20 protein-coding genes and 1 tRNA gene are annotated in these 26401 nt (G+C 41.1%); 10 read left to right on the forward strand and 11 right to left on the reverse strand.

Annotated features, from left to right (window positions below):
* Positions 1-12 precede the first annotated feature (12 nt).
* On the forward strand, positions 13-750 hold the full coding sequence (locus ACOOEY_RS18035) for an RNA methyltransferase (RefSeq protein WP_420386123.1): 738 nt from the start codon (positions 13-15) through the stop codon (positions 748-750).
* On the opposite strand, the gene ACOOEY_RS18040 is transcribed toward ACOOEY_RS18035, so the two are convergent.
* From ACOOEY_RS18040 to ACOOEY_RS18075, 8 genes are all read right to left on the reverse strand, one after another.
* Positions 747-1535 carry a queuosine precursor transporter gene (locus ACOOEY_RS18040; RefSeq protein WP_420386124.1) on the reverse strand — a complete coding sequence of 263 codons (789 nt, stop codon included), beginning with the start codon at positions 1533-1535 and terminating at the stop codon, positions 747-749. The two genes, ACOOEY_RS18035 and ACOOEY_RS18040, sit on opposite strands and share 4 nt — an antisense overlap.
* 4 nt (positions 1536-1539) lie before the next feature.
* Positions 1540-2457 (reverse strand): ribonuclease Z, encoded by a 918-nt coding sequence (locus ACOOEY_RS18045; protein WP_420386125.1) that lies wholly within the window; start codon positions 2455-2457, stop codon positions 1540-1542.
* 5 nt (positions 2458-2462) lie between these two features.
* Positions 2463-2828, reverse strand: a complete 366-nt coding sequence (locus tag ACOOEY_RS18050) for an STAS domain-containing protein (protein ID WP_420386126.1) — start codon at positions 2826-2828, stop codon at positions 2463-2465.
* 2 nt (positions 2829-2830) lie between these two features.
* The gene (locus ACOOEY_RS18055) at positions 2831-3775 is read right to left on the reverse strand and encodes a phosphoribosylaminoimidazolesuccinocarboxamide synthase (protein WP_420386127.1); all 945 of its coding nucleotides are present in this window, start codon (positions 3773-3775) and stop codon (positions 2831-2833) included.
* Positions 3776-3817: 42 nt separating this feature from the next.
* Positions 3818-5137, reverse strand: a complete 1320-nt coding sequence (locus ACOOEY_RS18060; protein WP_420386128.1) for a toxin-antitoxin system YwqK family antitoxin — start codon at positions 5135-5137, stop codon at positions 3818-3820.
* Between the two features lie 53 nt (positions 5138-5190).
* Positions 5191-6369, reverse strand: coding sequence for an acetyl-CoA C-acyltransferase (locus ACOOEY_RS18065; RefSeq protein WP_420386129.1), 1179 nt, complete (start codon positions 6367-6369; stop codon positions 5191-5193).
* Between the two features lie 140 nt (positions 6370-6509).
* Complete coding sequence (locus tag ACOOEY_RS18070; RefSeq protein ID WP_420386130.1) at positions 6510-7463, reverse strand: hypothetical protein; 954 nt, start codon at positions 7461-7463, stop codon at positions 6510-6512.
* A complete protein-coding gene (locus tag ACOOEY_RS18075) occupies positions 7460-8428 on the reverse strand; it encodes a vWA domain-containing protein (RefSeq protein ID WP_420386131.1) in 969 nt (322 codons plus the stop codon). Before ACOOEY_RS18075 ends, ACOOEY_RS18070 begins: the two co-directional genes overlap by 4 nt.
* A gap of 198 nt (positions 8429-8626) precedes the next feature.
* On the opposite strand from ACOOEY_RS18075, the gene ACOOEY_RS18080 reads away from it, so the two are divergent.
* The 4 genes from ACOOEY_RS18080 to ACOOEY_RS18095 all read left to right on the forward strand — a co-directional run bounded on the left by ACOOEY_RS18080 (position 8627) and on the right by ACOOEY_RS18095 (position 17953).
* Entirely contained in the window at positions 8627-9136 is a 510-nt protein-coding gene (locus ACOOEY_RS18080) for a hypothetical protein (protein ID WP_420386132.1), read from the forward strand.
* A 138-nt stretch (positions 9137-9274) separates the two neighbouring features.
* Positions 9275-10723 carry a sensor histidine kinase gene (locus ACOOEY_RS18085; RefSeq protein WP_420386133.1) on the forward strand — a complete coding sequence of 483 codons (1449 nt, stop codon included), beginning with the start codon at positions 9275-9277 and terminating at the stop codon, positions 10721-10723.
* 52 nt (positions 10724-10775) lie between these two features.
* Positions 10776-17285: a PAS domain S-box protein gene (locus tag ACOOEY_RS18090; RefSeq protein ID WP_420386134.1), complete on the forward strand. Its 6510-nt coding sequence runs from the start codon at positions 10776-10778 to the stop codon at positions 17283-17285.
* Between the two features lie 11 nt (positions 17286-17296).
* Positions 17297-17953: a response regulator gene (locus ACOOEY_RS18095; protein ID WP_420386135.1), complete on the forward strand. Its 657-nt coding sequence runs from the start codon at positions 17297-17299 to the stop codon at positions 17951-17953.
* Positions 17954-17976: 23 nt separating this feature from the next.
* Here ACOOEY_RS18095 and ACOOEY_RS18100 read toward each other — a convergent pair whose 3' ends face one another.
* Both ACOOEY_RS18100 and ACOOEY_RS18105 read right to left on the reverse strand, forming a co-directional pair.
* On the reverse strand, positions 17977-18405 hold the full coding sequence (locus ACOOEY_RS18100; protein ID WP_420386136.1) for a response regulator: 429 nt from the start codon (positions 18403-18405) through the stop codon (positions 17977-17979).
* Positions 18374-20254 carry a PAS domain S-box protein gene (locus ACOOEY_RS18105; protein WP_420386137.1) on the reverse strand — a complete coding sequence of 627 codons (1881 nt, stop codon included), beginning with the start codon at positions 20252-20254 and terminating at the stop codon, positions 18374-18376. The genes ACOOEY_RS18100 and ACOOEY_RS18105 overlap by 32 nt, the downstream gene beginning before the upstream one ends.
* Before the next feature lie 367 nt (positions 20255-20621).
* On the opposite strand from ACOOEY_RS18105, the gene ACOOEY_RS18110 reads away from it, so the two are divergent.
* From ACOOEY_RS18110 to ACOOEY_RS18120, 3 genes are all read left to right on the forward strand, one after another.
* The gene (locus ACOOEY_RS18110) at positions 20622-22982 is read left to right on the forward strand and encodes a PAS domain-containing protein (RefSeq protein ID WP_420386138.1); all 2361 of its coding nucleotides are present in this window, start codon (positions 20622-20624) and stop codon (positions 22980-22982) included.
* On the forward strand, positions 22975-23631 hold the full coding sequence (locus ACOOEY_RS18115; protein WP_420386139.1) for a response regulator: 657 nt from the start codon (positions 22975-22977) through the stop codon (positions 23629-23631). The genes ACOOEY_RS18110 and ACOOEY_RS18115 overlap by 8 nt, the downstream gene beginning before the upstream one ends.
* 94 nt (positions 23632-23725) lie before the next feature.
* Entirely contained in the window at positions 23726-23968 is a 243-nt protein-coding gene (locus ACOOEY_RS18120; RefSeq protein ID WP_420386140.1) for a hypothetical protein, read from the forward strand.
* Between the two features lie 164 nt (positions 23969-24132).
* On the opposite strand, the gene ACOOEY_RS18125 is transcribed toward ACOOEY_RS18120, so the two are convergent.
* Positions 24133-24206: transfer RNA gene (locus ACOOEY_RS18125), tRNA-Arg, on the reverse strand.
* Positions 24207-24393: 187 nt separating this feature from the next.
* On the opposite strand from ACOOEY_RS18125, the gene ACOOEY_RS18130 reads away from it, so the two are divergent.
* A complete protein-coding gene (locus ACOOEY_RS18130; RefSeq protein ID WP_420386141.1) occupies positions 24394-25485 on the forward strand; it encodes an AI-2E family transporter in 1092 nt (363 codons plus the stop codon).
* Positions 25463-26359: an aldo/keto reductase gene (locus tag ACOOEY_RS18135; RefSeq protein WP_420386142.1), complete on the forward strand. Its 897-nt coding sequence runs from the start codon at positions 25463-25465 to the stop codon at positions 26357-26359. The genes ACOOEY_RS18130 and ACOOEY_RS18135 overlap by 23 nt, the downstream gene beginning before the upstream one ends.
* Positions 26360-26401 lie beyond the last annotated feature (42 nt).

Below are 26401 nucleotides of genomic sequence, written 5' to 3' on the forward strand. Positions count from 1 at the left end.
ACGACTAACGATATGCTATCTAAACGCCAATCAAAGTACTTTAAATCTCTGCAATTAAAAAAATATAGACAGACAGAAGGTAAGTTTTTGGTTGAAGGAGCCAAAGGTGTGGAAGAAGTGCTTCAATCGGACTTCGAAGTAGAGGCTCTCATAGGTACTTCGGCATATTTAAGCTCTCTGGCCGAAAATCTCAAAAGTAAAGCCAAGGAGACTATTGAAGCGAAGGAAACTGACCTTCTTCAGGTAGGTACTTTCAAGTCTAATAATACAGGGATTGCTGTTGTTAAAATACCGGGTCAGGACCGAAATGTAGTTGAAGAGAAGGGCCTTATTCTCGCCCTGGATGCTGTCAATGATCCCGGCAACCTGGGAACAATCATCAGAATAGCTGATTGGTATGGCATCAAGACACTGGTCTGCAGTATGGATACGGCCGATGTGTACAACCCCAAAGTCATTAATTCTACCATGGGCTCATTTACCAGGGTGAATGTAATGTATGCCGATCTGAAGGATTACCTCAGTAAATCAGACAAGAAGGTCTATGGAGCTTTGCTGGAAGGAGAATCCATTTACAAGACGGACCTGACGGATGGGATCGTCTTAATGGGGAGTGAGTCTCATGGAATTTCAGAAGAATTGAGACCATTCGTAACTGACCCTGTCAAAATACCCGGTAGAGGAGGGGCTGAATCACTGAATGTAGCAGTAGCTACAGCAGTGGTTTTGGATAACTTTTTCAGGGGTTAGGCATCCTGTGCGCTAGCCTCTTCCATCATGGCTTCAGCAGTTTCTTTGCCTAGGTAATTATCTATGAAGTAATGGGCCACGTAGAGAATGGGGGTGAGCAGTATAGCTATCAGAAATTTGTAGACATAGTTAGTAATACCTACTGCCAATACCTGTGATATACTCCAGGGGCCCAGGATATAGAATGCCACGAATAAGACCACAAAGCTGTCAATCAACTGCGAAATGAGGGTTGAGCCTGTGGCTCGAAGCCATATCTTTTTAGGTCCAGTGATTTTCCTCAGGCGATGGAATACAGAAACATCGACCAATTGCCCGATTACAAAGGCTACAAGTGAAGCAAAAATAATGTTCAGCCCCTGAGAGAGTACTTTTTCGAAAGCGTAGTTGATGTCAAATGCTTCTCCTTGTTCATTCGTGGCGTTAACAGAAAGCCAGAAATCTGCAGGTGCCAGTTTCATCGCTAAATAAATGACCAGAAAGGCATAAGCAATCAGACCAACCGTGATGTAGGTAATTCTCCTGACGCCTTTTTTACCAAAGTATTCATTGATGATATCGGTGGTAATAAACACTACCGGCCATAGGACAACACCAGCGGTGAGGTTAAACTGCATGGCAAATTCACCGAACAGGGGAATGTCCAAAGGTTGAAAACCAAGTGTCTTTTCGGCTGAGAATATTTTACCGCCAATTAATTCAGCGATGAGGGCATTGGTTATGAAAATGCCACTAAGGATAATAAAGAGATTGGTCTTTTTGTCTTTGAGGATGGATTGAACCATGGTCTTAGCTATCTAAGATAAACTCTTCCCCTTCAATGGCCAAATGAGATTCTTCAAATACTTCTCTTGCTTCTTCTTGTATGGGTTCCAGTTCTTTGTAGCGTGCCGAAAAGTGTCCGAGAAGAAGTTTACCAACCCCGGCTTTTTTGGCGATAGTAGCTGCTTCTTTTGCGGTGCTATGGTAGGTCACTGAAGCACGATCCATGTGTTCTTCCAGAAAGGTAGACTCATGATAGAGCATGTCAGACCCTTCAATGATCGGGATGATAGATTCATCGTATTTGGTATCAGAACAATAAGCATACTTAAAGGACTGACGGGGCGGAAGTGTCATGTCTTCGTTTTTATGAAGCAGTTTCCCGTCCTCAGAATAAATGTCTTCGCCTTTTTTGAGTCTGATAATATTCCTGACAGAGAAATCCTCCGGTATTGCTTCACGCCTGATTCTTCTGTTCTTTGGCTTTTCCTCTATCAGAAAGCCACTGCAAGGAATTCTATGATTCAGGGGAATAGAGTAGATACACACCAGCTCATCTTCATGGATAAGTTGGTGCTTCTCAGTATCGACTTCAACGAAGTTCACCTCGTAATTGAATACAGTTTCCGAATACTTCAGTTGAAGGGTAATGATCTCGGCCAGCCCTTTGGGGCCATAAAGGTTAAGGGGCTTGTGCCTGCCCATGAGATGCATGGAAGACAAAAGCCCCATAAGACCTAAGTAATGGTCACCGTGTAGGTGAGATATAAATATGTTATTGATTCGTTGAGCCCGCAGTTTATATCGCTTCATCTGAAGCTGGGTGGCTTCACCGCAGTCTATCAGGTAGTACTTCCCTTCTACATTCACCAACTGAGAGGTGTGGTGCCTTCTATGTGCAGGTGTTGCAGAGTTGGAACCTAATATTTTAACCCGGATGCTCAAGCTTACTACTCTTCTTCGTCTTCAGGACTGTTGGCCAGAATAAGGTCCTTTGCCGCTTCATCTGATGCTAAGACGGTCAATACGTTGTTTAGCTGAGAAATAGTCAAAAGCTTGTCTACGAAGTCAGTTACTTCACTTAGAATAAAGGCACCTTCATTTTCAGTGTAAGCTCTGTTTCCGGTTAATAGGGCACTTAATCCTGATGAATCAGCATATCTGGTAGATGATAAATTGAGGATCAGGTTCTTTACACCCTGGGCCTGTAGTGACACCAATTCAGACTTAAGCTCTGGAGAAAGAGTTGAATCGAGTTTTTCTTCCTCAAGTTTGAATACAGTGTATAGTTGTTCTTTTTCTATTGAAAACTTCATGCTTAATGCTTTGCTAAATATTGATTGATATTTTTTTCGATGCGTTCTACAACGTTCGTTCCAGATTGCTTTTCAAATGATTCACCTGTCACTTTTTCATACAATTCAATGTATCTGTCAGATATTGACTGAACTACCTCGTCTGTCATGTCTGGAATTTGCTGACCATCTTTGCCTTGAAATCCGTTTTCAATAAGCCATTGTCTTACAAATTCTTTGGAGAGTTGCTTTTGCTTTTCTCCCGTGGCCTGTCTCTCTTCATAACCTTCCATGTAGAAGTATCTTGAGGAGTCGGGCGTGTGAATCTCATCTATAAGGTAAATCTCATTATTGAATTTTCCGAATTCGTATTTAGTGTCTACCAGAATCAGACCTTGTTCAGCAGCTATTTCGGTTCCTCGTTGAAACAGAGCACGTGTGTACTTTTCAAGCTGAATGTATTCTCCTTCAGATACGATGCCCTGAGCCAGAATTTCTTCTCTCGAAATATCTTCATCATGACCTTCCTTGGCTTTGGTGGTAGGGGTAATGATAGGTTCTGGAAGTCTGTCGTTTTCCTTGAGGCCTTCCGGTAACGGAACTCCGCAGAGCATTCGCTTGCCATCTCTGTATTCTCTCCAGGCATGACCTGCCAGATAACCTCTGATCACCATCTCCACTGCATAGGTCTCGCACTTCAGACCAATACTTACGTTAGGGTCAGGAGAGGCACTTATCCAGTTAGGGACTATGTCACTGGTAGCTTCGAGGAACTTCTGAGCAATTTGGTTAAGTACCTGTCCTTTAAAAGGGATAGCTCTGGGCAATACTACATCAAATGCTGAAATGCGGTCGGTGGCCACCATGGCCAGCTCGTTTTCAAAGAAGTAAATGTCTCTTACTTTTCCGCTGTAAAAACCTGTTTGATTCGGAAATTGAAAATGGGTTTCCTTGATACCTTCGATCATCGGGTAAAAATAGTCAAAAATCGGTTCGAGGAATACGGCTCTTTAATTTTCTGTCGAGCTGATCAATTGTCCCCGCGAATAAACCTCCGATTTCACTAACTTTTGTTCCCTGGTATAGTAGTTCCAGGTGCCTTGTTTTACATCATACAGATGATTTCCCTTAATTTTCACCTCACCTGTTTCAAAGTATTCATAGTAGAGTCCTGATTTGGACCCATTGAGATAAGTTGTTTCTGTATGCTTCTTTCCGTTGGGAAAGTAGGAGGTTTCAGTTCCTGTATTTCTTCCGAATTTATAAGGAACCGTTTTGGTCAACTGTCCTTGCTCATTGTAATACTCCACCAGGCCATTAATGGCTCCTCGGTCATGAGGTGTCTTCGTCTCGACCTTACCGTTCTCATAATAGGTTTTCCAGACTTTCGATTTTAGGCCGTCAACATAAATCTGTTCTGTCTTGAGCTGACCTGACTTATAATATTCTTTAAGGGTACCATCCTTGGTGACTTTGGTGTAATTTTCAATCCACATCTTTTCTCCAGTATTATAGAAGGTAAGATTTTCACCAATTTTAGCGCCTTTTTGAAAGTTTTGGACTTCTTTAGGGGAGCCGTCATCATACCAGGTTTTTCTGGTACCATCGAAGATACCATCCACATACTTCCCTTCATCGATTAGCTGTTCGTTGGAATTGTACTTTTGGTAAGGACCGTTTTTGTAGCCATTAACATAGTTGTAAACCCACTCTTTATTTCCATTGCTATAGAAGGTTTCGTACTGGCCGTTGATAACACCATTGTTGTAAGTGAAAACAGACGATAGTTTACCATTATCATAATAGGTTTTGGCTTGCCCATGCTGTTTGCCATTCAGGTAGGTAAATTCTTGCTTCTTGTTGCCATTAGGATAGTATTCCAGGGCTTCACCATTAGGAATACCGTTTTCAAAATAGATATCGCTTTTCAGTTGGCCATCAGCATAGAAGGTCTTAACCAGTCCGTTGAGTACGCCATCTTCATAACTTCCTTTTTGAATGGGGTCTCCATTTTTGGTATAAACCTCGAAAGGACCTGTCTTTTTACCGTCTTTATAGGTTGTTTTAGATAAGATACTACCATCTTCGTAGTACTCAGTGAAGAGTCCATCGGGTTTGCCTTCCCTGAACTGTCCTTTCATAGAGACTTCACCCTCTTCGAAGTATTTGGTGTACTGCCCATGGATTTTGGTGGTATCACCATCCATGATGGTATAAACCTCTTTTACCGTTTTAAATTCGGGTGGATAGTACTTGGTGATGGTGTCCTGTGCCCAAGAGGATAGGGGAAGGGCCAGGAGAAGTAGGAAGTTGAAGATTGTGATTCTCATAAAAAAAGCCTTACGTAAAATTACGTAAGGCTCTCAATATTAGTATACTAATCTTACATTTTCTCAATGACAATGGCCGAAGCACCACCACCGCCATTACAGATACCTGCAACACCGATCTTTCCATTGTTCTGCTCCAACACACTGCAAAGTGTAGTAACAATTCTGTTACCTGATGCACCAAGTGGGTGACCCAGGGCCACAGCACCTCCGTTTACATTCACTTTATCTGCATCGAGACCTAATTCCTGATTGTTGGCCAGTGCTACTACAGAGAAGGCTTCATTGATCTCATAGAAGTCTACATCTTCTTTGCTTACTCCTGCATTGCTCATGGCTTTTGGAATAGCCTTGGCCGGAGCAGTTGTAAACCAAAGTGGATCTTGTGCTGCATCGGCAAAGCCTAAGATTTTAGCGATAGGCTTAACTCCCAGGGCTTCTGCTTTCTCTTTGCTCATCAGTACCATAGCAGAGGCACCGTCATTAATAGTAGAGGCATTGGCCGCGGTTACTGTTCCATCCTTGCTGAAAACAGGTCTTAGGGCAGGAATCTTATCGAAGAAAACGTTTCTGAATTCTTCATCCTCATCCATAATAACAGGGTCGCCTTTTCGCTGAGGAATTTCTACCGGGATGATTTCACTCTTGAATTTACCAGCTTCAGTTGCTGCTGCTGCTCTTTTGTAAGAGTTGATGGCGTACTCGTCCTGAGCTTCTCTTGAGATATTCATCTCTTTGGCCGTATTGTCGGCACAATTGCCCATTGGGAATTGATTATAAACTTCCCAAAGTCCATCGTTCAAAAGTCCGTCAATCAACTCACCATTGCCATATTTATAGCCATAACGAGCTTTAGGGATATAATAAGGAATATTGGACATGCTTTCCATTCCTCCGGCCACGATAACATCCTGCAGCCCTAACATAATAGACTGAGCTGCCAGCATTACTGACTTCATGCCTGATGCACAAACTTTGTTGATGGTTGTACAAGGTACTTCATTGCTGATACCTGCACCTAAAGCGGCCTGACGGGCTGGTGCCTGACCAAGACCGGCAGAAACAACGTTACCCATAAATACTTCCTGAACTTCTGAAGCATCGACTCCGGCTTTTTCCAAAGCACCTTTAATGGCTAATGTTCCGAGTTGTGTAGCGGTAAATCCGGCCAGTTTCCCACCGAAACTTCCGATAGGGGTTCTGCCTGCTGATACTATATAAACTTCCTTCATATTTCTATTTCTTAATTTTCCTAACGATCGTTAGCAAAGATAAGAAATGCCTTGAAGAAAGAAAGTGTGACACTTTAGATTTCGGGTGTCAAATGTCGGCTAGGGCTATAAATATTCAAGACTAGATAAAATGGCCTTTATCACCAGTCAGGTTTACTGGAGTCCTTTTTCTGAGAAGCCTTGCGTTTCTTTTGTTGTACATACTGTACTTCATTGTTCTTCATGGCTTCAAGAATCATCTGAGCTTTTTCCAAAGGAATGTTCATCTCTTTTAACTTCTCCATGAGTTTCTCCATGGGATCGTCTTTTTGCTCACCTTCCTGTTGCTCCTGCTGTTCTTGTTGTTGCTCCTGCTCGTTTTTCTGCTCCTGTTCCTGCTGTTGCTGTTCTTGCTCTTGTTGCTGTTCGTCTTTCTGATCCTCGTTTTTCTGATCTTGCTTTTGATCTTTCTGATCCTGGTTTTCCTGATCTTTCTGCTGCTCCTGCTGTTGCTGTTGTTGATCTTGTTCCTGCTCCTGCTCTTGCTGTTCTTGTTGCTGACGAATTAGCTTTTTCAGCAATTCATAGTTGTAGCGAGCTTGTTCATTGGCCGGATTCTTAAGCAATGCCTTCTTAAAGTTGCCCAAAGCAGACTGCATAAAGGATTCCTTTTCATCAGGCGATTGCTCACTCATTTTATAGGAGATAATACCTAACTGATTATGAGCCGATGAGGCAAGTGAGGCATCAGCTGATGAAGTAACACCCTTATAGTTTCTTTCAGCTACATCGAAATATTGCAGGTCTCCGCTGATGGCAGTGAGCTGACTGCTGTCCTGAACCTGCGTTTTACCACTACTGATATCGCTCAGCAAGCCCATATTATCTCCTCCATAGGATAAGATATAGGCAGCGTTGGCCAGATTTAGACGAGCTCTGTCATCTTCCACATTCATTGAATCCAACAAGGTTCTGTAAGCTTCAACAGCTTCCTTGTAGTTTTCTTCTTCGTAAGCTGACTCTGCGGTTCTTTTTAGCTTATTCGATTTAGCAATTCTGGTTACAGGGTCTGTAACGCTGGTTAGTATGATCAGTAAGCCTATCAGGTACTTCATATTCTCAATGTCTTTCTTCTTATTAAAGCGTCTAAAGCCAGTAGCACAATAGCTCCCAGCAAAAAGAAATAGAATTTATTGGCCGATGCATCTATCGTTCTCGCATCGCGGATTTCTCCCTCAACTTCATTGATGGCGCGAATAAGTCTTTCAACATCATTCTGATTTTCATTGATTTCAAAATACTTGCCACCAGTATCTACGGCCAGTTTTCTTAACGATTTAGAGTTAAGCTTTGTTACTACTTCCTGACCCTCTCTGTCTCTTTTGAATCCGGTGGACTGTCTGATCTTGGAACCTGTTTCAGTTCCTACTCCCAAAGCAAAGAGCTGAACACCGCTTTTAACTACCTGGCTGGCGGCATCTTCGGTATCGTCACCAAAGTCTTCACCATCGCTAATCATTAATATGATTTTGGCTTTTTGTTGAGTGATTGGGCTTTCAGCCTCATCGAGTTTATCGTATGCCATTCTCAGTGGTGCTCCAAAGTCTGTTCCGGCATTGGGAACAAGACCTGTGTTAAGGGTGCTAATGAATAAATTCAGAGCACTTTGATCGTAGGTCAGAGGGCATTGAACAAAGGCTTCTGAACTGAAAATGATCAGTCCAATTCGGTCAGAACTAAAAGCTTCTACAATATTTTTCAGTTCGAACTTTATTTTTTCCAGTCGGGTAGGTTGAATGTCGAAGGCATTCATTGATTGAGAAAGATCTACTGCGATGTAGATGTCTTTTCCTTCTGACTTGACTTCTTTGGTTGTTTCTCCGAATGAAGGGCCTAACAAAGCAATGATCAAAAAAGTCAAGGCCAAAGTTCTGAGTAGTATTTTGAAGAAGAGGGGGCGGAAGGTTGTATTAAGTCTTTTTGAAACTATGAATAGCCTGCCAATATAGACTCCATAGGCTACAATAAACACCCCTATAATTACCCACTCTGTTATCCCTATGCTTTTGAACCAAGTCATTTTTCTCTATAAAGGGTCAAATATAATTAAGTATCCAAAGTTTAACATGCCATTCATCAAGTGTACTCAATGGGGGCTGTTAAAGATTGTTAATCAGCAAGAATGACGCTGATAGGTGATTTACCTAATCTATGATATTCAGCAGATCGCGGATAATCTCCGGAATTGAAGCAATTACTTTTGGTTAACGTCATTACTATGAAACCAATAAAATTACTTTATCTCATTTTGGCTTCTTTGCCACTGCTAATGCTTCCCGTGTCCTGGTTTGCCAACTCAAAAATGGTAGAGATTAATGCCTCTCAAAAGGAAATGTATGAGTCAACTGCCCAATTGGCGGGAATCAATTTTTCCAACAACAATCTGATTGACTCCGGGCGAGAGTTCTTTACTTATCAGGAGGTGATGGCTTTGGAAAATGAGTCCAGAAAAATACCAACTTACAAAGAAGCTGTCCAAATGCTTCAGGATGCTGGTTTTTCTTCAAGCCAGGTAGGTGTAGTACCGAATAAATACTATACCGTAAATTGGGAATATAAAGGATATATAGATCCTATTCTTGGCAGAGTAGGAGAAGGTGAGAAAATGCTCATTTGGATAAAGGACACTGAGTATAATTATATTAAGGTTGAAAAGGGAAGCCTCGAATTTACAGCAGGTCATACATCAAAAAAATCCAGACTTGCCGCTCGATTTATTCTGAATTGATAACTACACATATACAGAAATGTGGTTCACATGAGCTCTCTTTTTTCGAGAGCTTTTTTTATTTATGTGATTTTTATCACATTTTTCAGAGCACCTAAACATTAACTTATTAGAAAAATGATGTTAATGTGATTATTTATGGCCAATAGCCTGTCATCTGAAAGCCCTAAGAACCGTTTCAATCTTTTTGATTACCCATATTTACATCTTCGTGGGTTTCCTCAGGAAATACAAAAGGTATCATGTAACGATAGTTGTTGTTCTCTATTCGAGATAGAAGATGAGGAACTAATGATTGAAAGGCTTACTCAGTCAGAGGTTTTCAAGAAAATATTGTCCTTTTCGAAACAGGAGCTCAGTAAGACCAACCGGTTTGAGGTTTTTGAACCTTCTTTACATAAATGGTTGATAGTTCATACCAGTGTTCTCGAGGATGAGGAAATCCATTTGTTAATGAATGACATTACTCCTCGAAAGCAGAAGGAGAGAATGGATGAACAAAAACTAATCATTATGGAGCGTGCGGGTTCGTTGGTTCAGGTTGGTGGGTTTGAATTAGAACTCGATACACAGCAATTATTCTGGTCAGAAGAGCTTTTTAAGATTCATGAACATGAGTCCGACACCATCAATGTAACCGAGGCTATTAAGTTCTATACCCCAGAAAGTAAAAAAAGAATTGAACGGCATTTCACAGCTTGTATAGAAGATGCAATACCATATGACCTTGAACTGGATATTATTACCGCAAAGGGCAATTTAAAGAAAGTAAGAACCTATGGAGAGCCGGTTTTGGTTAACGGAAAAGTTACCAAAGTAGCGGGTGCTTTGATCGATATAACCACATATGTAAACCACAGAGAGGAGCTTACCAGACTCAATGAAGATCTAAACAGGTCGAATCAGGACCTGGTAAGTTTTGCCTATGTCGCTTCTCATGATTTACAGGAACCGGTAAGGCATATAGCTTCCTTTACTGAGATTCTTACTAAGAATTTGGAGGGAAAACTCGAGGCGAAGAATCAAGAATATTTTAATTACATCAAAAGCTCCGCTAACCGGATTCAAAAGATGATTTCGGATTTGCTCAGGTTTTCCCGCGTCAACACCAAGTCATTTTCTCTTCATGATGTAAATTCTGCGGAAACGCTTGAAAATGTATTATCTCAATTAAAAGAAAAGAGCGACCTCGCCAATGCCAGCTTTCATATCCATGACCTGCCTGTTGTTCATTACAACTCCAGTTTACTCGAAAGCATTTTCAATAACCTGATTGAGAATGCAATCAAGTACAATGACAAGTCTTCGCCCATTATTGAGGTAGGCTGTGAGGAATTGACACAGGAATTTCAATTCTTTGTAAAAGATAATGGTCCGGGAATAAGTCCAGAGTACTATGAACTGGTATTTAGTATCTTCAAAAGATTAGATCAAAGTAAACCTGGTTCCGGCATTGGTTTGGCCATTTCAAAGAGGATAGTAGAACGCTTTAATGGTAAAATATGGATAGTACCCAATGAAGATGGAGGAACCATTTTTTACTTTACAATACCCAAAGTAGGTGAAACACCTAAAAATGTAGATTAGCAATTGGCCTATTTTGAAAGACCAAAACTAGTGTTGTTAGAATTACAACGACATGAGCCACCAGTCTATTCAGCTTTTATACATCGAGGATAACGATGCCGATGCGGCATTGCTCAAAATCCACGTGTCTCGTTTTGACAGCGATGCGGAAATAGATGTTACTCACGTTGAGACTTTAGCCGATGGCTTAAACAGCCTGAGTGTTTCCAATTTTGATGTGGTGTTGCTCGACCTGGGTTTGCCTGGCACTGAAGGACTAGATGGGGTGAAGGAAATACTCAATGTTCACCCAAAATGCTGTATGATAGTTCTCAGTGGAAACCGAAGTCTTGAACTGGCTAAGGAGTCCATTGCACTCGGAGCTCAGGATTTTATTCTTAAAAATGACCTGAACCCAGGTCTTCTTGAAAAATCTATCTTCTTTTCCTTGGAGCGGTTAAGGCTTAAAAAGAAACTATCAGCCCAGTCACTCAAACTAACCAGACTTGAAATCGCTGTAGAACAGTCTGCCAATATGATTGATATTACGGACTTGAATGGCAGAATACAGTATGTTAACAAAAGATTTGAAGAAGTAACAGGTTACTCCAAAGAAGAGATTATTGGATTAAAAGCTTCTACCCTAAAATCTGATTATCACGGACCGTCATTCTACCAGGATCTTTGGGCTACAATCAGGAGTGGAAAAACCTGGAAGGGAACTTTCAAGAACAAAAAAAAGGATGGTACTCTCTATTGGGAAGATGCTACCATTTCACCGGTCTACAACGACAAGGGAGAGCTGACCAACTTTGTAGCCATTAAGGAAGATATTACAGAGGCGAAGGCTGTAAAGGATAGACTGAACTTTACAGTAGAAGCAGCCAGATTAGGTACCTGGGAGTGGGAAGTAAAAGCAGATAAAATTCTTTTAAACGATATCTACGCTCAGCTTCTGGGTTACACTTTTGACGAGTTGGATGATACCTTTTCTGGCAACAGAAAGCTAATTCATCCAGATGATTCTGAGTTGGTGCAGCAGTGTATTAATGAGCATTTAAATGGCGAAAAGGACTCATATGAGGCTTTCTATCGCCTGAGAAAAAAGGATGGCTCATATCTGTGGGTGTATGATTCGGGAATCATAGTTGAAAGAGATGAAAACCATGAGGCAATTAAATGGAGCGGTGTCGTAGTAGATGTATCCAAACTCAAAGAGCAGGAAATCCAATTAGAATTTGAAACCAAGCAATTAGAAGCCACTCAGGCCATTGGTAAAATTGGGAGTTGGTATTTTGATAAATCCAGTCGCGCTTTCACCTATATCTCTCCCGAGAGTTTAGCCATTATGGGCTGGTCGAAAGATCAGGTAATAACCAGGGAATTAATCCTGTCCATGGTGCATGACGATGATCGGAGAATACTCTCGCAACACATGGATCAGATGATTAAGGGGAAATCTGTTTCACATGTTATTAGGATTTGGGTAAAGAACGAATTGAAATGGATCAAACTAAAATCTAGTCCCAAGAAGTCTTTAAAAGGCAAATTCATTGGGGTTTTAGCTTTGATTCAGGATGTCACAGAAGACCAGAAAGCAAGAGAATTAGTAGAGGCCAGCGAAACGAAGTTCAAGACCATTTTTGAAAACGCGACTGTTGGTATTGTCTATCAGGATGATGAGGGCAAAATTCTTGATGTCAATTTAATGGCTGCTCAGATTCTTGGAGTTGATCATCCAGAGCTGGAACAAAAAACAGTTGACGATGATGATTGGAAGTTTATAGATTTAGATGGCAACCCATTAGGCCCTGAAGACATGCCTTCCAATAAAGTGCTAAAAACAAAGAGGCCGGTTCATGAAGATATTGTAGGGATCTACAATCCTACCTTGAAAGCTTACCGATGGTTAAAGATTGACTCCCTGCCTATTGTCAGTTCTCAATCTGGTAGCCTTACCACATGCACAATTTTCAGTGATATCACTGAGATTCTTGAGAAGGAGCAGAAGATCAGAACTAATGAGGCGCAATTGAGAGCAGCCCAGAAGATTGCCAGCTTTGGACACTGGACCTATGACTATAGAACAGACGAGTATCAGTGGTCAGATGCTGCTTATGAGATTTTTGAGCTAAAAAAAGGCAAAGTACCGAGCAGAGAACTTTTTATGCAAATGGTGCATCCTGATGATCGAAGCAGGGTTCTGGAAATTATTTCTGAAGCCAGAAGGACTTTCGATAAAACGCATCTGGAGTTTAAGGTTAAGCTGGCATCGGGTGAGATAAAATATCTTGAAGATTCATGGGAGACCAATTTTGGTCCTGATGGTAAACCTACTACCGTACTGGGTGTATATCACGATATTACTAATCGAAAAAAGGCCGAACTTAGGCTCTATGAGACTAAGGAGAAATTGGCTTCCATTCTGGAATCATTCGATGATATTGTGGTCATTATTGACAATGACCTGAAGGTAATGGAATTCTTCCCTGGAGGAGATGCCTCGGATCTTTTACTACCACCTGAGTACTTACAGGGTAAAAGGATAACAAGGTTCCTTCCAAACCACGTAAACAAGCAGCTGCATCAGTGCATATCTAATCTCAATCAGACCAATAGTACTCAGGAAATGGAGTATGGACTGGTAATAGATGATCAGCAAAGATGGTTTAGTGCCAAACTCTCGTCTCTTCATGATAGTCAACAGCAGGTGATAGGTACAACCGTTGTCATCCGAAATGTTACTCTGCGAAAGATAGCCTTATTGGAGCAGGAGAGGGCTACGCAGAAACTGACGAGTATTATCACTTCACTGGATGACCATGTTATTGTGGTGGATAAGGAAGGTTATTACAGGGAGTTTTTCGCCAGTCGATCGGGTGAAACAACATTGTCAGGAGCAGAACAGATATTGGGTAAGAAGTATCAGGAGGTGGTAAGCCCGGAGTTAGCCGATTTGCTGGCAAAATCATTCAGTAAGGTTGATAAAAGTGGTAAGACCCAAACATTCATTCATAAAACTGAGGATAAAAAAGGAGATAGTTGGTACGATACCAGAGTCTCTCCCTTGTACGAAAACAAAGTTATCACGGGATATACGCTCTTAATAAGAGATATCAGCCTTCAGAAACAGAATGAAATCGCACTGGCTGAAAGTGAAGAAAGGTTTAGATATCAATCAGAGTTTCTGCCTCATATTGTTTGGACTACCGATGCAGAAGGTGTTGTTAACTATCTGAATGAGGTAGGAAGAAGTTTCTATGGTGATGGTGTAGAAGATTTGAAAAAGGGAAGCTGGAACCTGATTCACCCGGAAGACAGACATGAGTCTGTTGCCAAATGGGAGGAGAGTCTGGCTAATAAATCATCTTATACATGCCTGGAAAGACATTTATGCGATGACGGTAAATATTACTGGTTGAACGTTAAGGCGAATCCTTTACTGGACGCTCAGGGTAATATTGTTTCGTGGATCGGTGTGAGTACTAATGTAAATTCCGAATTTGAGGCTAAAAAACTCAATGATAGGTTGGTTAAACACCTGAAGCAAAGAGTTAAGGAAGTCAATTGTTTGTATAGAATCTCTCATTTGTCAGAACAGCATCTCGATTCTATACCAGATATACTCAAAGAGTCTGTAAGGGTAGTTCAAAAGGCTTTCTGGAAGCCGGGGCTAACAGAGGTGAGGATTACATGGGATGATCATAAAGAGCAAACAGACCGTCTCAAATATGCCAACAGGCTCTTTCAACAAATAAAATATCATGGACAGACAAGGGGGGAAATAGCAGTTTGTGTTGCTAAAAAGACAGAGTCTGGAGAGCCCATTACCATTTCTGATCAGGAGTACAATCTATTGAACTCTGTTGCCGACAATTTGGGGCTTATTCTTGGGCAGAGTGAGCAAGTTAGGTTAATAGAGGAAAGTGAAGACCGATTCAGGAAGCTTTTAGAAGATGCCACAATAGGAGTAATTATCTTAACCAAGAGCCACTTCTCCGGAGTTAATAACAGGTTCCTTAAGATGTTGGGCTACACTGAAGAGGAAGTTATTGGTCGTAACCCTTGGGATATTTCTCCTAAAAAGCAACCCAATGGGCAGACTTCGAAGGCCTTTGGTATGGAGCTCATAGAGAGGCTTGAGTATGAAGATCAGGTGAATTTCACCTGGCACCACCTGCATAAGAATGGTCAATTGGTGATCTGTGATATTCAGTTGACCACAATGGATTTCAGAGATGGTAATGCCATAGTAGCCTTTGTACGCGATATGACTGAAGAGAATAAGGCTCAGCGCGCCCTTATTGAGAGCGAGCAGAAGTACAGAGCTATCTTCGAAAACATCAATGAGGGTTATGTTCTGGTTGATATTGATGGAAGAATACACAATCTTAACCCGTCCGGAGCGAAAATTTTAGGTATTAATCAGTCGAGTGCTTTAGGGACTAATCTAAAAGAGGTGCTCTTTGGTGAGGAGTTGATGTCCTATTTTGAGAAGTTGAATGGTCATAATCTGAGAAAGGAGATTTCTGTTAAGAACTCATTGGGCAAGAAGTTAAGGCTGAATATCAACGCTCAAAAAGTAAAACGCGAAGGGAGTTCAACATTGATTGAAGCAACCTTTAGCGATGTGTCTGAGCAATATCGTTTTACAAGCTTTCTTAATTATTCGGTTCAATTGTATGAGGCTTACAATAAAGGCAAATCGGCACTCATTAAAGTAGCCATGGAAAGCTTCCAGGCCATATCTGATTCCAAATGCTCATACTACTTAACTGTAAATGAAGACGGCAAAAGCCTGAGTTTGTTGGAGACAGGTGTTTTTAAGAATGTTTGTCAGGCTTCAAATCAAAACAAGGGCTGTTCAGATAACAAGTTGGTACAAGATATTAAACATTGGAAAAAATGTATCAGCTCCAGAGGCCATGTGATCAGGAACTACAAAAACGGTCAACGCTTTCATTGCATCAATAAAGAATGTGCGTTACCCATAAAACAAGAATTACAAATACCAATACTACAAAATACCAAAGTTGTGGCTTTGGTAGGGGTTTCGAATAAGGAGCATACCTATAATGACCTTGATGTTGAGCTACTAGGTAACTATGCACACCTCTTTCATTCATTGCTTCAAAGGAAGGAGTTGGAGTTGGAGCATTTGAATACACTTGAAACCCTGGCCAAATCGCAGGAAGTAGGCCGTATTGGCTCCTGGAAGGTAGACCTGAAAACCAATGAAGCCTGGTGGTCCGATGAGCTCTATAATCACTATGAACTGGACCCTAAAAAAGCACAGGTACCCCAAGAAGGCTGGCTTGAATTTACTCATCCTGAGGATAGAAATGCTCATAGGAGGGCATATGAGCTAGGAATCAAAACGGGTGGAATGGACCATGAGTATAGGATTGTGCTGTCAGATGGCCGTATAAGACATCTCTATGCCAAAAGTGAAGTAAGGTATGATGCTGATGGTGTTCCTCAGGTAGAAGTCGGTATTGTTCAGGATGTAACTGATTTGAGATTGGCTCATAAAATGGTGGAAGAAAAGTCGAAGCAGTTCGAAAACATTGTTTCATCACTGCCGGGTATCGTTTACAGGATTAAGTTTCCTAAGATGGAAATCGAATTCTTGTCCAGCTTTACGGAAAAAGTAATTGGTTATACACGGGAAGACCTGGTCAATTACCCCGGCAACTTTGGTGAATTATTAGTTCACCCTGATGATTTAGAGTCCGTCATTGATGAGATTGGAGTTTCGCTACGTCAGAGGAAGAGCTTATCGCTCTTGTTTAGAATGAAAACCAAACACAATGGTGTAAAATGGTTCAGTAATACCGGGACCATTGTAGAAAAGAATAAGGAAAAACAGGAATTCACAATTGAAGGATACATTCATGATGTAACTGACAGAGTTAAGTCAGAAGAAAGGGTAAGAAACGCTTTCATGGAAGCCTCAGATAAAGAGAGGTCTAGAATCTCCAAAGAGATACACGACAGTCTTCAGCAAACCCTCACAATTGCCTCTTTAAATCTCGAGTTTATTGAGCAGGAGCGTGATAAGTTAAGCCACAAAGTCCAGGAGCGTTTCGATATGGCTTATGATTATCTGAAGCGATCACTCAATGACACCAGGGCCATAGCTCACAGTCTCATGCCAAAAGCCATCGAAGACTTCGGGTTTGTGTCGGTAGTTCAGGCCATGGTAAATGACTTGAACAAAGCCGGTGATTGCCATTTTGAGTTTATTACCAATATGGATCAGGTGAGATTTAAAGTTCCTGTTGATACAAACTTGTACAAGATAGTTCAAGAGGCCACCAATAACGTTTTGAAGCATGCACAGGCGCAGAATGTCACTATTCAATACATGAGGGTAGGAGACAAGCTTCAACTCAGTATTGAAGATGATGGTACCGGCTTTGATATTTCAGAAATCAGAGCTGCCCAGAATGGATTTGGATTAGCCAATATGAGAAACAGGGTTTCTTCATTAAATGCAGACGTATTGATTGACTCATATCCCGGGCATGGCACCACTATTATTATAGATTTTCCTTATACTAAAGATTTATTGTACATATAACTTTGACCAAAATGAGCAAGATTAGATTATTTCTGGTAGACGATCATAAAATGATACGAGATGCCCTGGAAACATACCTGGCTGATAGTGAAGATTTTGAGGTGATCAATCAAGCTAATCATGGAGAGGAAGCATTGCAGAAGATTCGGGAAAATCCAGATTTTGAAGTACTTCTTACAGATATGGTCATGCCCCAGATGGATGGTATTGAATTGGTGAAACGCTTGAAGCAGGAGAATTATAACTTCAAGGTAATAGTGCTTACCATGATGAGTGAGATTCAGCATATCAAGAAAATGCTCAACTATGGTGTGAATGGCTATGTACTGAAAACGGCAAGTCAGGCTGAAATTATTCAGGCGATTCAGAAAGTAAATTTGGGTGAAACTTACTACAGTGCACAGGTAACTAATGCCATTATGGACCACCTGAGAGGCGATAGATCAAGCTCTAAGGTATCGATGGAAGTTCCGTTAACCAAGAGGGAAAAGGAAGTGCTGCACCTGATAGTGAAGGAATACTCCAACAAGGAAATTGCCGAAAAACTCTTTATTTCGGTGAGAACGGTTGAAGCTCACAAAAGAAATCTTCTTGAAAAAACCGGACATAAGAATATGGCAGGTTTAGCCATTTGGGCGGTAGAACAAAGGCTATTCAACGATGTATAGTGTATTTGTATGAGAGAAACAGCTCAAAACTGCTTGTTTCTCTCATACCAGAAATCCTTGATTGATTGAACTAGTGATAGAAAATGGTTGAAATCGTTAGGTTTTACCAGATAGGCATTGCTGTGGAGCTCATAGCAACTTTCAATCTCTTCCGAAACATCTGAGGTTGACATAATAATCACCGGAAGTCTTTTTAATACACAATCCCTTTTGATCACCTCCAATACTTCTTTTCCAGATCTTTTAGGCAGGTTGAGATCAAGTATGACAAGCTTGGGAAAAGCTATAGGGGTGCACCTCTTTTTAAGCTTCAATAGGTAGTCTATTGCTGCTTCACCGTCCGTTTTCACAATGATTTCAGTATCTATTTCATTCTTGGCGAATGCGATTTTTAAGAGTTCTATGTCTGCTGCATTGTCCTCAACAATTAAAGTCTTTACTCTTTCTATCATAGTCTTTTTTTAGGGTGAAAGTGAATCGGGCTCCATGGCCTTCTACTGAGTCGACAGATATATTTCCTCCATGCTGGCTTACGATCTTTTTACAAATCGAAAGGCCTATACCTGTCCCCTCGTATTTACTTCTGGTGTGAAGTCTTTTGAATATTTTGAAAATCAGTTCCTGGTTGTCATCAGCTATACCAATCCCGTCATCCATAACACTGAACTCATGGAATTCTGGTTTAGACTCGTAGGTGATATGGATGCTTACTGATGAGCCGGGCTTTCTGAACTTAATGGCATTGCTGATCAGGTTTTGGAATAAGATTTTTATGCGGTGTTCATTGGCAATGATATTAGGGTATTCGCCCAGCTCTATTTTAGCATCAGATTCATCAATCTGAAACGAAATGTCCTTCAAAACCTCTGAAATGAGCTTGTTAACGGAAATCTCTTTGTAGGAAATCTGGCCATCATCGAGCCTTGTATAGTCTAAAAGGCCTTGAATCAGGTCTTGTAATCTGTTGGCACCAGACTCAACGAAGTTCAGATAACTCTGAGTGGTTTCAGATAAATCAACCTGCTCCAGTTCTTGCCTGAGTAGTTGAATAAAACTGTTAATGGTTCTAAGAGGCTCTTTTAAATCATGCGCAGTGATATAAGCGAACTGCTTGAGCTGTTCAACAGTGTTGGTAAGCTCAATATTAATGTCGGCCAGATACTCCTTAATGAGAACGTCTTCTGTTACGTCCATTAATGAGCCACAAAGCAATTCCACATTGCCTTCACTGTCAAACCTTGGCTCCCCAAAGGATCTGAGGTTTTTCCAGCCTTTGGAAGAAGTTTTTACCCGAAACTGGTGTTTGAATGATCTTTTACTTTCAATACTTGTAGTAATGACCTTTTGGAAGGGTTCTACATCTTCCGGGTGAATTTGATCTGTAAATGACTCGAAATTGAGTTGGCCAGATGACTGATTGAAGCCCATCAGGACAAGGGCATTTGAAGTTAGTTCCAGTGAGTTATTCTCAATTAACCAGGACCAACCTCCTGTCTTGGCTAATTTTTCAGTGTTTTCCAGTATTCTCTTTTTAGAGAGTAGCTCTTTTTCAAGTTCTTCTTCTTCAGGAACAAGTCGGCCCTCTGGAATTAGGTATATGACTTTGTTCTCTTTTTCATCCCAGACTGGTCTTAGCGAAAAATCTATGGTTCTCAGACCATTTTTACCCATTACCTCAACAAAGTAGCGAATGAACTCCCCTTTAGAGGCCTTCTTGATTGAACTGATCAATTGTTCTCGGACCTCCTCATTCCAGGTCCACCATGGAACATCGTAGAATTTCAGTCCTACCGCATCTTCCAGTTTAAAGCCACCATAATCCAGGGCACTTTTATTGGCTTTCAGTAAAACACCTTCCGTTGAGATATAGCCCATGAACTGAAACATGTTATTGAATAAGTCTTCAAAGAGGAGTTCGGTCTGTTCCAGTGACTGAGCCAGTTTCTTCCTTTCGGTAATATCATTGATGTAGGCAACTACATAGTTACTCGAGTCCCCTTTGTGTAATCGCTCTACCGTTAGTTCAACCCAAAATATTTCTCCATTCTTTCTGATGTACCTTTTCTCAATGGAGTAGTGGTTTCGCTCTCCCTTTCTTAGTTCTTCGAATAAATCCCAATCTTTTGTAACATCTTCTGGATGAGTGAATTGAGTAAAGACCATAGCCTTAAACTCCTCTGGGGTATACCCAATGAGTGAGGCAAAGCGATGGTTTACTTCAACAGGCTTACCATCGAATGAAACGATAGCGATTCCGGTAGCAGCCTCCAGAAAGAGTTGTCTAAATATGCTTTGGTCCATGAGGTTAAGTCAAAAGGAAGTTACACATAAATGTTAATTTTTTAATACACTTCTTGAGCTTTAAAAAGCTTTTTTGATTTGAGATTGTATTCTAGGTGATTCACCTATTTACTGAATATCAAGGTTTTACCTAGAAAAAAGCTTTGGTGTTCTCTTACTTTTAAGGCATCAATTACAGCGTAATTCAATTGAGGTAGTAGAAATCTCAATCTCAAGATATAAGTAGTTCACACTATCTCGTGTGTGTTTAGGTTAAAGAGAGCCTCTCGAACGGAGAGGCCTTTTTATTGCACTTCTTTCGCTTATACAAATGGTTTTGTCCATAAATTTCTTAAATTAATTCTCTCAACGCTGTCGTTTTGTAGGTGTGAAAGCAATTGATGATTTCTTGCTCGGTATTGCCGAGGCAACCAATGCGCTTATTTCCAGAAGTCTGGAAGATGGAATTCATTTGGCGCTGGAGACCTTATGCAAAAATCTCAGCGTGACTTCCGCCATGGTTTATGTAAACCGTATCGAAAATGGCAAAATCTATGGATCTCTGAAATACCTTTCTTCCAGGGAAAACAATCCTGAACGTTTTGAACATAATCAGAACCTTGATCTTTCAAGGTTTGGTGATCTGATCGAAGTTCTGAGTGGAGGTGAATCATTTCAAGTTGTCTATTCTCAAAGCGAGGGCTCTTTGCACGACCATATGAAAATAGATGGTACCAAGTCGGTAACACTCTTCCCTATTCAAGTTCAGGGAGAACTATGGGGTATTCTGGGACTGTCTGATATGGAAAAGGAGAGGCCCTGGTCTGTCTCTGAGAATTCGTTGCTTATGTCGCTGGCTAATTCTATCGGAGCGGCTATTGAAAGAGAGCAACTTGAAAATAACCTCGAAGAGTTGGTTGAGGCCAGAACGGAGGAGTTAAAGGACAATAAACTCAGGTTTCAATTAGCCATTGAAGGTACTCAAAATGGTATTTGGGATTGGGAACCGCTTGAACATAAAATTTTCTGGTCAGACAATATGTATAAGAACCTTGGCTACCAGAGAGAGGACCTGACAGACCTGATCGAAGGATTTTATGACCTGGTTCACCCAGACGATAAGGAAGAGGCCAGAAGGCGTATGGATAATTATCTGGAGCATCAGGTACCATATAAGATGGAATTCAGGTTGAGGAGGAAGAATGGTAGCTATCATTGGTTTAAATCTACCTGTAAGGCGGTTTGGAATAAAGAAGGGCAGGCTATACGGGTTGTTGGCTGTCATGAAGATATTCATGCCAGAAAGGTTTATAATGAGCTTTTGGCACAACAGGAAGAGCGTTTCAAGATGGTTATCCTAAACGACCCTAATCCTTTATTTCTGGTTAATCAGAGTGGTAGAATAGTGCTACAGAGTGTAAAGGCTGAAGAGGTCTTTGGCTACTCAGCTGAGGAATTTAAGAGTATGAAAGTTACTGCCCTGCTTCCTCAGGATAAGCGGGAGGACCACTTTAAAGAGTTAAGCTTCTTTTTCCAAAATCCCCATGTATATAAAATGGGACAAGGCATTGAGATCAAAGCGAGAAAGAAAAACGGGGCTATGTTCTCTGTCGAAGTTCAGTTAAGCCCGGTTAGCTTTAATGGGGAAACACAGGTCATGGCTATTGTCAATGATGTGAGTGAGAAGAGAAGGGCTGAAGCCCGTTTAGAGGAAAGCTACAGGCAAATCAATAATTTAATCAACAATATGCCGGGCATCGTTTATCACTGTAGAAATGATAAGCGATGGACTATGGACTTCATCAGTCCTGCCTGTGAGGAAATTACAGGTTACAAACCGGAAGAATTCTATGGAGTTCCGAGTGATATTAACTATGCTGACCTTATTATGCCTGAAGATAGGGATGAAGTATGGGAACATGTTCAGGAGTCTATCTCAAGGAAAACAGCCTTCCGCACAACCTACAGGATTCGAGACAGGGCGGGAAAGCGCAAATGGATATGGGAGCAAGGTGTGGGAGTCTTTGATAAGGAGGGAGATGTGATAGGACTTGAAGGGTGTATTTTTGACATTACCCCGATCATTAGAAATCAGGAGAGAATCAATCATGCCATTTATGTTACTGAGAATAAGGAGCGAAGAAGAATTGCTGCCGACTTACACGATGGTGTGCAGCAGGTGTTGGGTGTAAGTTCCATCAATCTAAAGAGCCTTGAAAAGGAAGTAAGTCAAATGAGTAGTGATGCCCAGGGCCGCTATTTAAAAAGCCTGGAGTTTCTGGATAAGGGTATAAAAGAAAGCAGAAATATAGCTCATCGCCTGATGCCGGGAGAAATCGATCAAATGGGATTGTGTAAGGCCATTGAAAATCTGTTGGTGGAGTTTGAGAACAGTATGGGAGTGGAAATAAAATACTATTACAACCTCACTGAAAGGCCGGCTCCCGAAATAGAATTAGGGCTGTATCGTGTAGTTCAGGAGTCTTTAAACAACATTAGAAAGTATGCCAAAGCTCAGAAGATCAGTGTGCAGCTAATGGCTTCGGACGATGAAATTCAGATGCTCATTGAAGACGATGGGGTTGGCTTTGATAAGAATAAAATTGATCTTTATAAACAAGGCTTTGGACTAACCGGAATGAAAAGTAGAATTGCCGGCCTTTCAGGTCAGCTTTCAATTGATACCAGACCAGGCAGAGGGACATGTATTGTGGTTTGGTTGCCCAAAAGAAAAAAGAGCCATGAGTAATCCAATCAAAATCTTTATTGTAGATGATCATCCAATGATAATGGATGGTTTAATTTCCTTTCTTAAAGACTTAGATGCTTTCAAAGTGGTGGGTACGGCCATTAATGGCCTCGATGCTTTGGAGAAGCTTAAAAATCTGGAGGTTGATGTTATTCTGGTCGATATTCAAATGCCGAGAATGAACGGTATTGAATTGACCGAGAAGCTGAGAGAAAACAGGTCGGAACTAAAGATCATTGTCCTTACTATGTTCGGAGATGCAGCTTACATCAAAAGGATGCTGCATCTTGGAGTAGAAGGCTATGTACTCAAGGATATCGGTAAACATGAATTAGGAACGGCTATTTCGGCTGTATATGAGGGTGGTCAGTATTATTCACCTGAGGTGACCAAGGTGATGATGAATAAGTTACGAGGGGTAACGCAGAAAACTTTCGATTATGCAACCGACCTGACTGAGCGTGAAAAGGAAATATTATTTCTCATTCTAAAGCAACGTACCAATCAAGAGATTGCAGATGAGCTTTTTATAAGTCCCAGGACGGTTGAGGCTCATAAACGAAACATGTTGTCTAAGACCGATAGCAAGAATGTAGCAGGTTTGGTCATCTTTGCCATAGACAATGAAATCTTCCCCGATTTCGATTAATACCTAGGCGAAACACTTAATTTTTTTCAATACGTTTTTCTCCAATATACAGGTCTGTAGGCTGATCTAGTTTTGTCCAGTAATTGAAGGGGGCATGGAGGCACAACTAAATCAGACTAATGATCAGACTAAATCCGCAGCTGTGCTCCCTGAAATTACACGTTTGACAGAGCAACTCCTTTTCACCTGGGGGCACTTGGAAGAGCAGTCAAATGAATCTGTTCATGCATCATTGAATATCAGAAGACGCCAGAACTTGTTAGATGTCATGGTTGATGATGCGTATCGAATGGCAGATTATTTAACTGTAATGAAAAGAGCTATCAAGGCACTCTAGGGTTTGGTTGATAGATAGTGTGATGTATTGTGAAGTTGGTTTTTGAAGTAGAGTTTTTAAGAGTGCCTGAAGGCCACCCGAAAGGGTGGTCTTTTTTTATGCATTGGTTTGAATGAACCAAAATAAAAAAGCCTCAGCAATATGCTGAGGCTTTTTTTGATCTGTGATCCGCTCAGGACTCGAACCTGAAACCTACTGCTTAGAAGGCAGTTGCTCTATCCAGTTGAGCTAGCAGACCAACGTGCTTTTGCAAAAGCGAGTGCAAATATATGGAAATCGATTTTTGTTTGTCAACCGGAATCAGAAAAAATGTCAAAAAAGTTCTGCGGTCAGAATTAACTGCTGCAATTAATGACTGAGCTATTCCTCTCTTCAGGCAATAAAGTAACGCTTAATAAGCTATATTCATGGTTCCAACATTATTCATGAATACAGATTTAACCAGCGAAAACTTAAAGAAAGCGGCCTATTGGATGATCATTTTGGTCGGCTCTGTCTTTGGACTGATTTACTTCAGGTCTTTTCTTGAACCCATTGTATTAGCTCTTCTTGTCTGGTACCTCATCAGAACTACCAGAAAGTATATTGCTAAGATTTCCATTCGGGGGAAGGCCTTGCCCCACTGGTTGCAACGCATTATAGCATTTATACTCACACTGTCATGTATCTATGGCATCTATCAGATTATATCAGTCAATATTTCTTTGATAGCCTCCAATTCCGAGAGTTATGACCAAAACCTGCAGATGTTCCTGCAGCAAATGCATGAGTTTACACAGAAGTATGATTTTCTGCCCAATGTAGAGGAGGCGATTGAAAAGATAGACTATCAGTCTATACTGAGTACCACATTCAGTTCCCTCAGTGTGGCCTTGGGCAATTTCACCCTGGTGATCGTTTACGTCATCTTCTTTCTCATTGAAGAGAACTACCTGGACAAGAAGCTCAGGAATATGTTTCAGAAGGAGGGAAGTAGAAGGAATGTGGCCGATATTTTTGACAGAATCAGTCGCTCCATCAATAAATACTTTACTGTAAAGACAGAAGTCAGTTTGATCACAGGAGTTATCAGCTATGTGCTATTACTAATACTGGGGGTCGACTTCCCTGTGCTTTGGGCCTTCATTATTTTTGTGCTTAACTATATTCCGTATGTGGGATCATTGGTGGCAACGCTTTTGCCAGCTATCTTTTCCATTTTTCAATTCGCTTCTTTCTGGCCCTTTATCTACGTCCTGTTAACCATCGAGGTGGTGCAGATATTCATTGGAAATTATGTGGAGCCAAAACTCATGGGAAGGACGCTAAACCTAAGCCCTCTGGTAGTGCTCATTGCCCTTTCTTTCTGGGGTAGTATCTGGGGCATTTTAGGAATGATTTTGTCTGTCCCACTCATCTCAATTCTGGTGATTATTTCAGCACAATTTCCCTCGACCAGAGGCCTGGCAGTTTTGCTCAGTGAGAACGGTAACCTTAGCGATTTAGATCATATCAATGATGAAATACCGATTACTTAAAAGAGCCAATATCCGGCTTTCAGAAATCAGTTTTGGATGCATGTCTTTGGGGCAGGATCATACCTCTAATGAACAACTGATTCGGTCTGCTTTCGAGGGAGGAATCAACTACTTCGATACGGCTGATATTTACCAGAATGGTTTTAATGAAGAGACAGTAGGCAGAGCGATTCGTCCCTTTAGGAAACAAATTTACCTGGCTACAAAAGTAGGTAATGAGCCTAAGGCCGATGGAACCGGCTGGTCCTGGAATCCTTCGAAAAGTTATATTCTTAAAGCAGTTGACAGAAGTTTATCAAGACTGCAAACTGACTACATTGACCTGTACCAACTACACGGTGGAACAATCGATGATAATAGGGAAGAGGTAATAGAAGCTTTTGAAATCCTTAAGCAGGAAGGTAAGATTTTGCACTATGGCATCTCCTCAATCAGGCCCAATGTGGTTCGTGAAATGGTGAAGCATAACATCGTTTCGGATATGCTGCAATACAGTTTGCTCGACAGAAGGCCGGAGAAAGAACTATTGCCACTCCTTGACGATAATGAAGTTGGAGTTGTGGTGAGAGGAGCTTTGGCTAAGGGTTTATTGGCCGAAAAAGATTTAAGTGATTACTTAAATTATAGTATAAAAGAGCTTGAATTACTGAGAGATAAGTTAGAGTCATTCTCAATTGAGAAAATAACGAATTCACAACTGTCCATTAAGTGGGTTTTAGCCAATCATGCGATCACCACTGTGGCTGTTGGCATAAGAACCAGGGAGCAATTAAGAGATGTTCTCGGAATCTATAAGAGTCCTGAATTGGACCAGTCAATGGTAGATGAATTGGCTGCGGTCCTTCCTCCTAATTTCTACACCTCTCATCGATAATTGCAGAGGAGCATTAAGTCTGAACATTTGAACAGTTGTTTT

This window comes from Roseivirga sp. (assembly GCF_965216855.1).
GTDB lineage: Bacteria > Bacteroidota > Bacteroidia > Cytophagales > Cyclobacteriaceae > Roseivirga.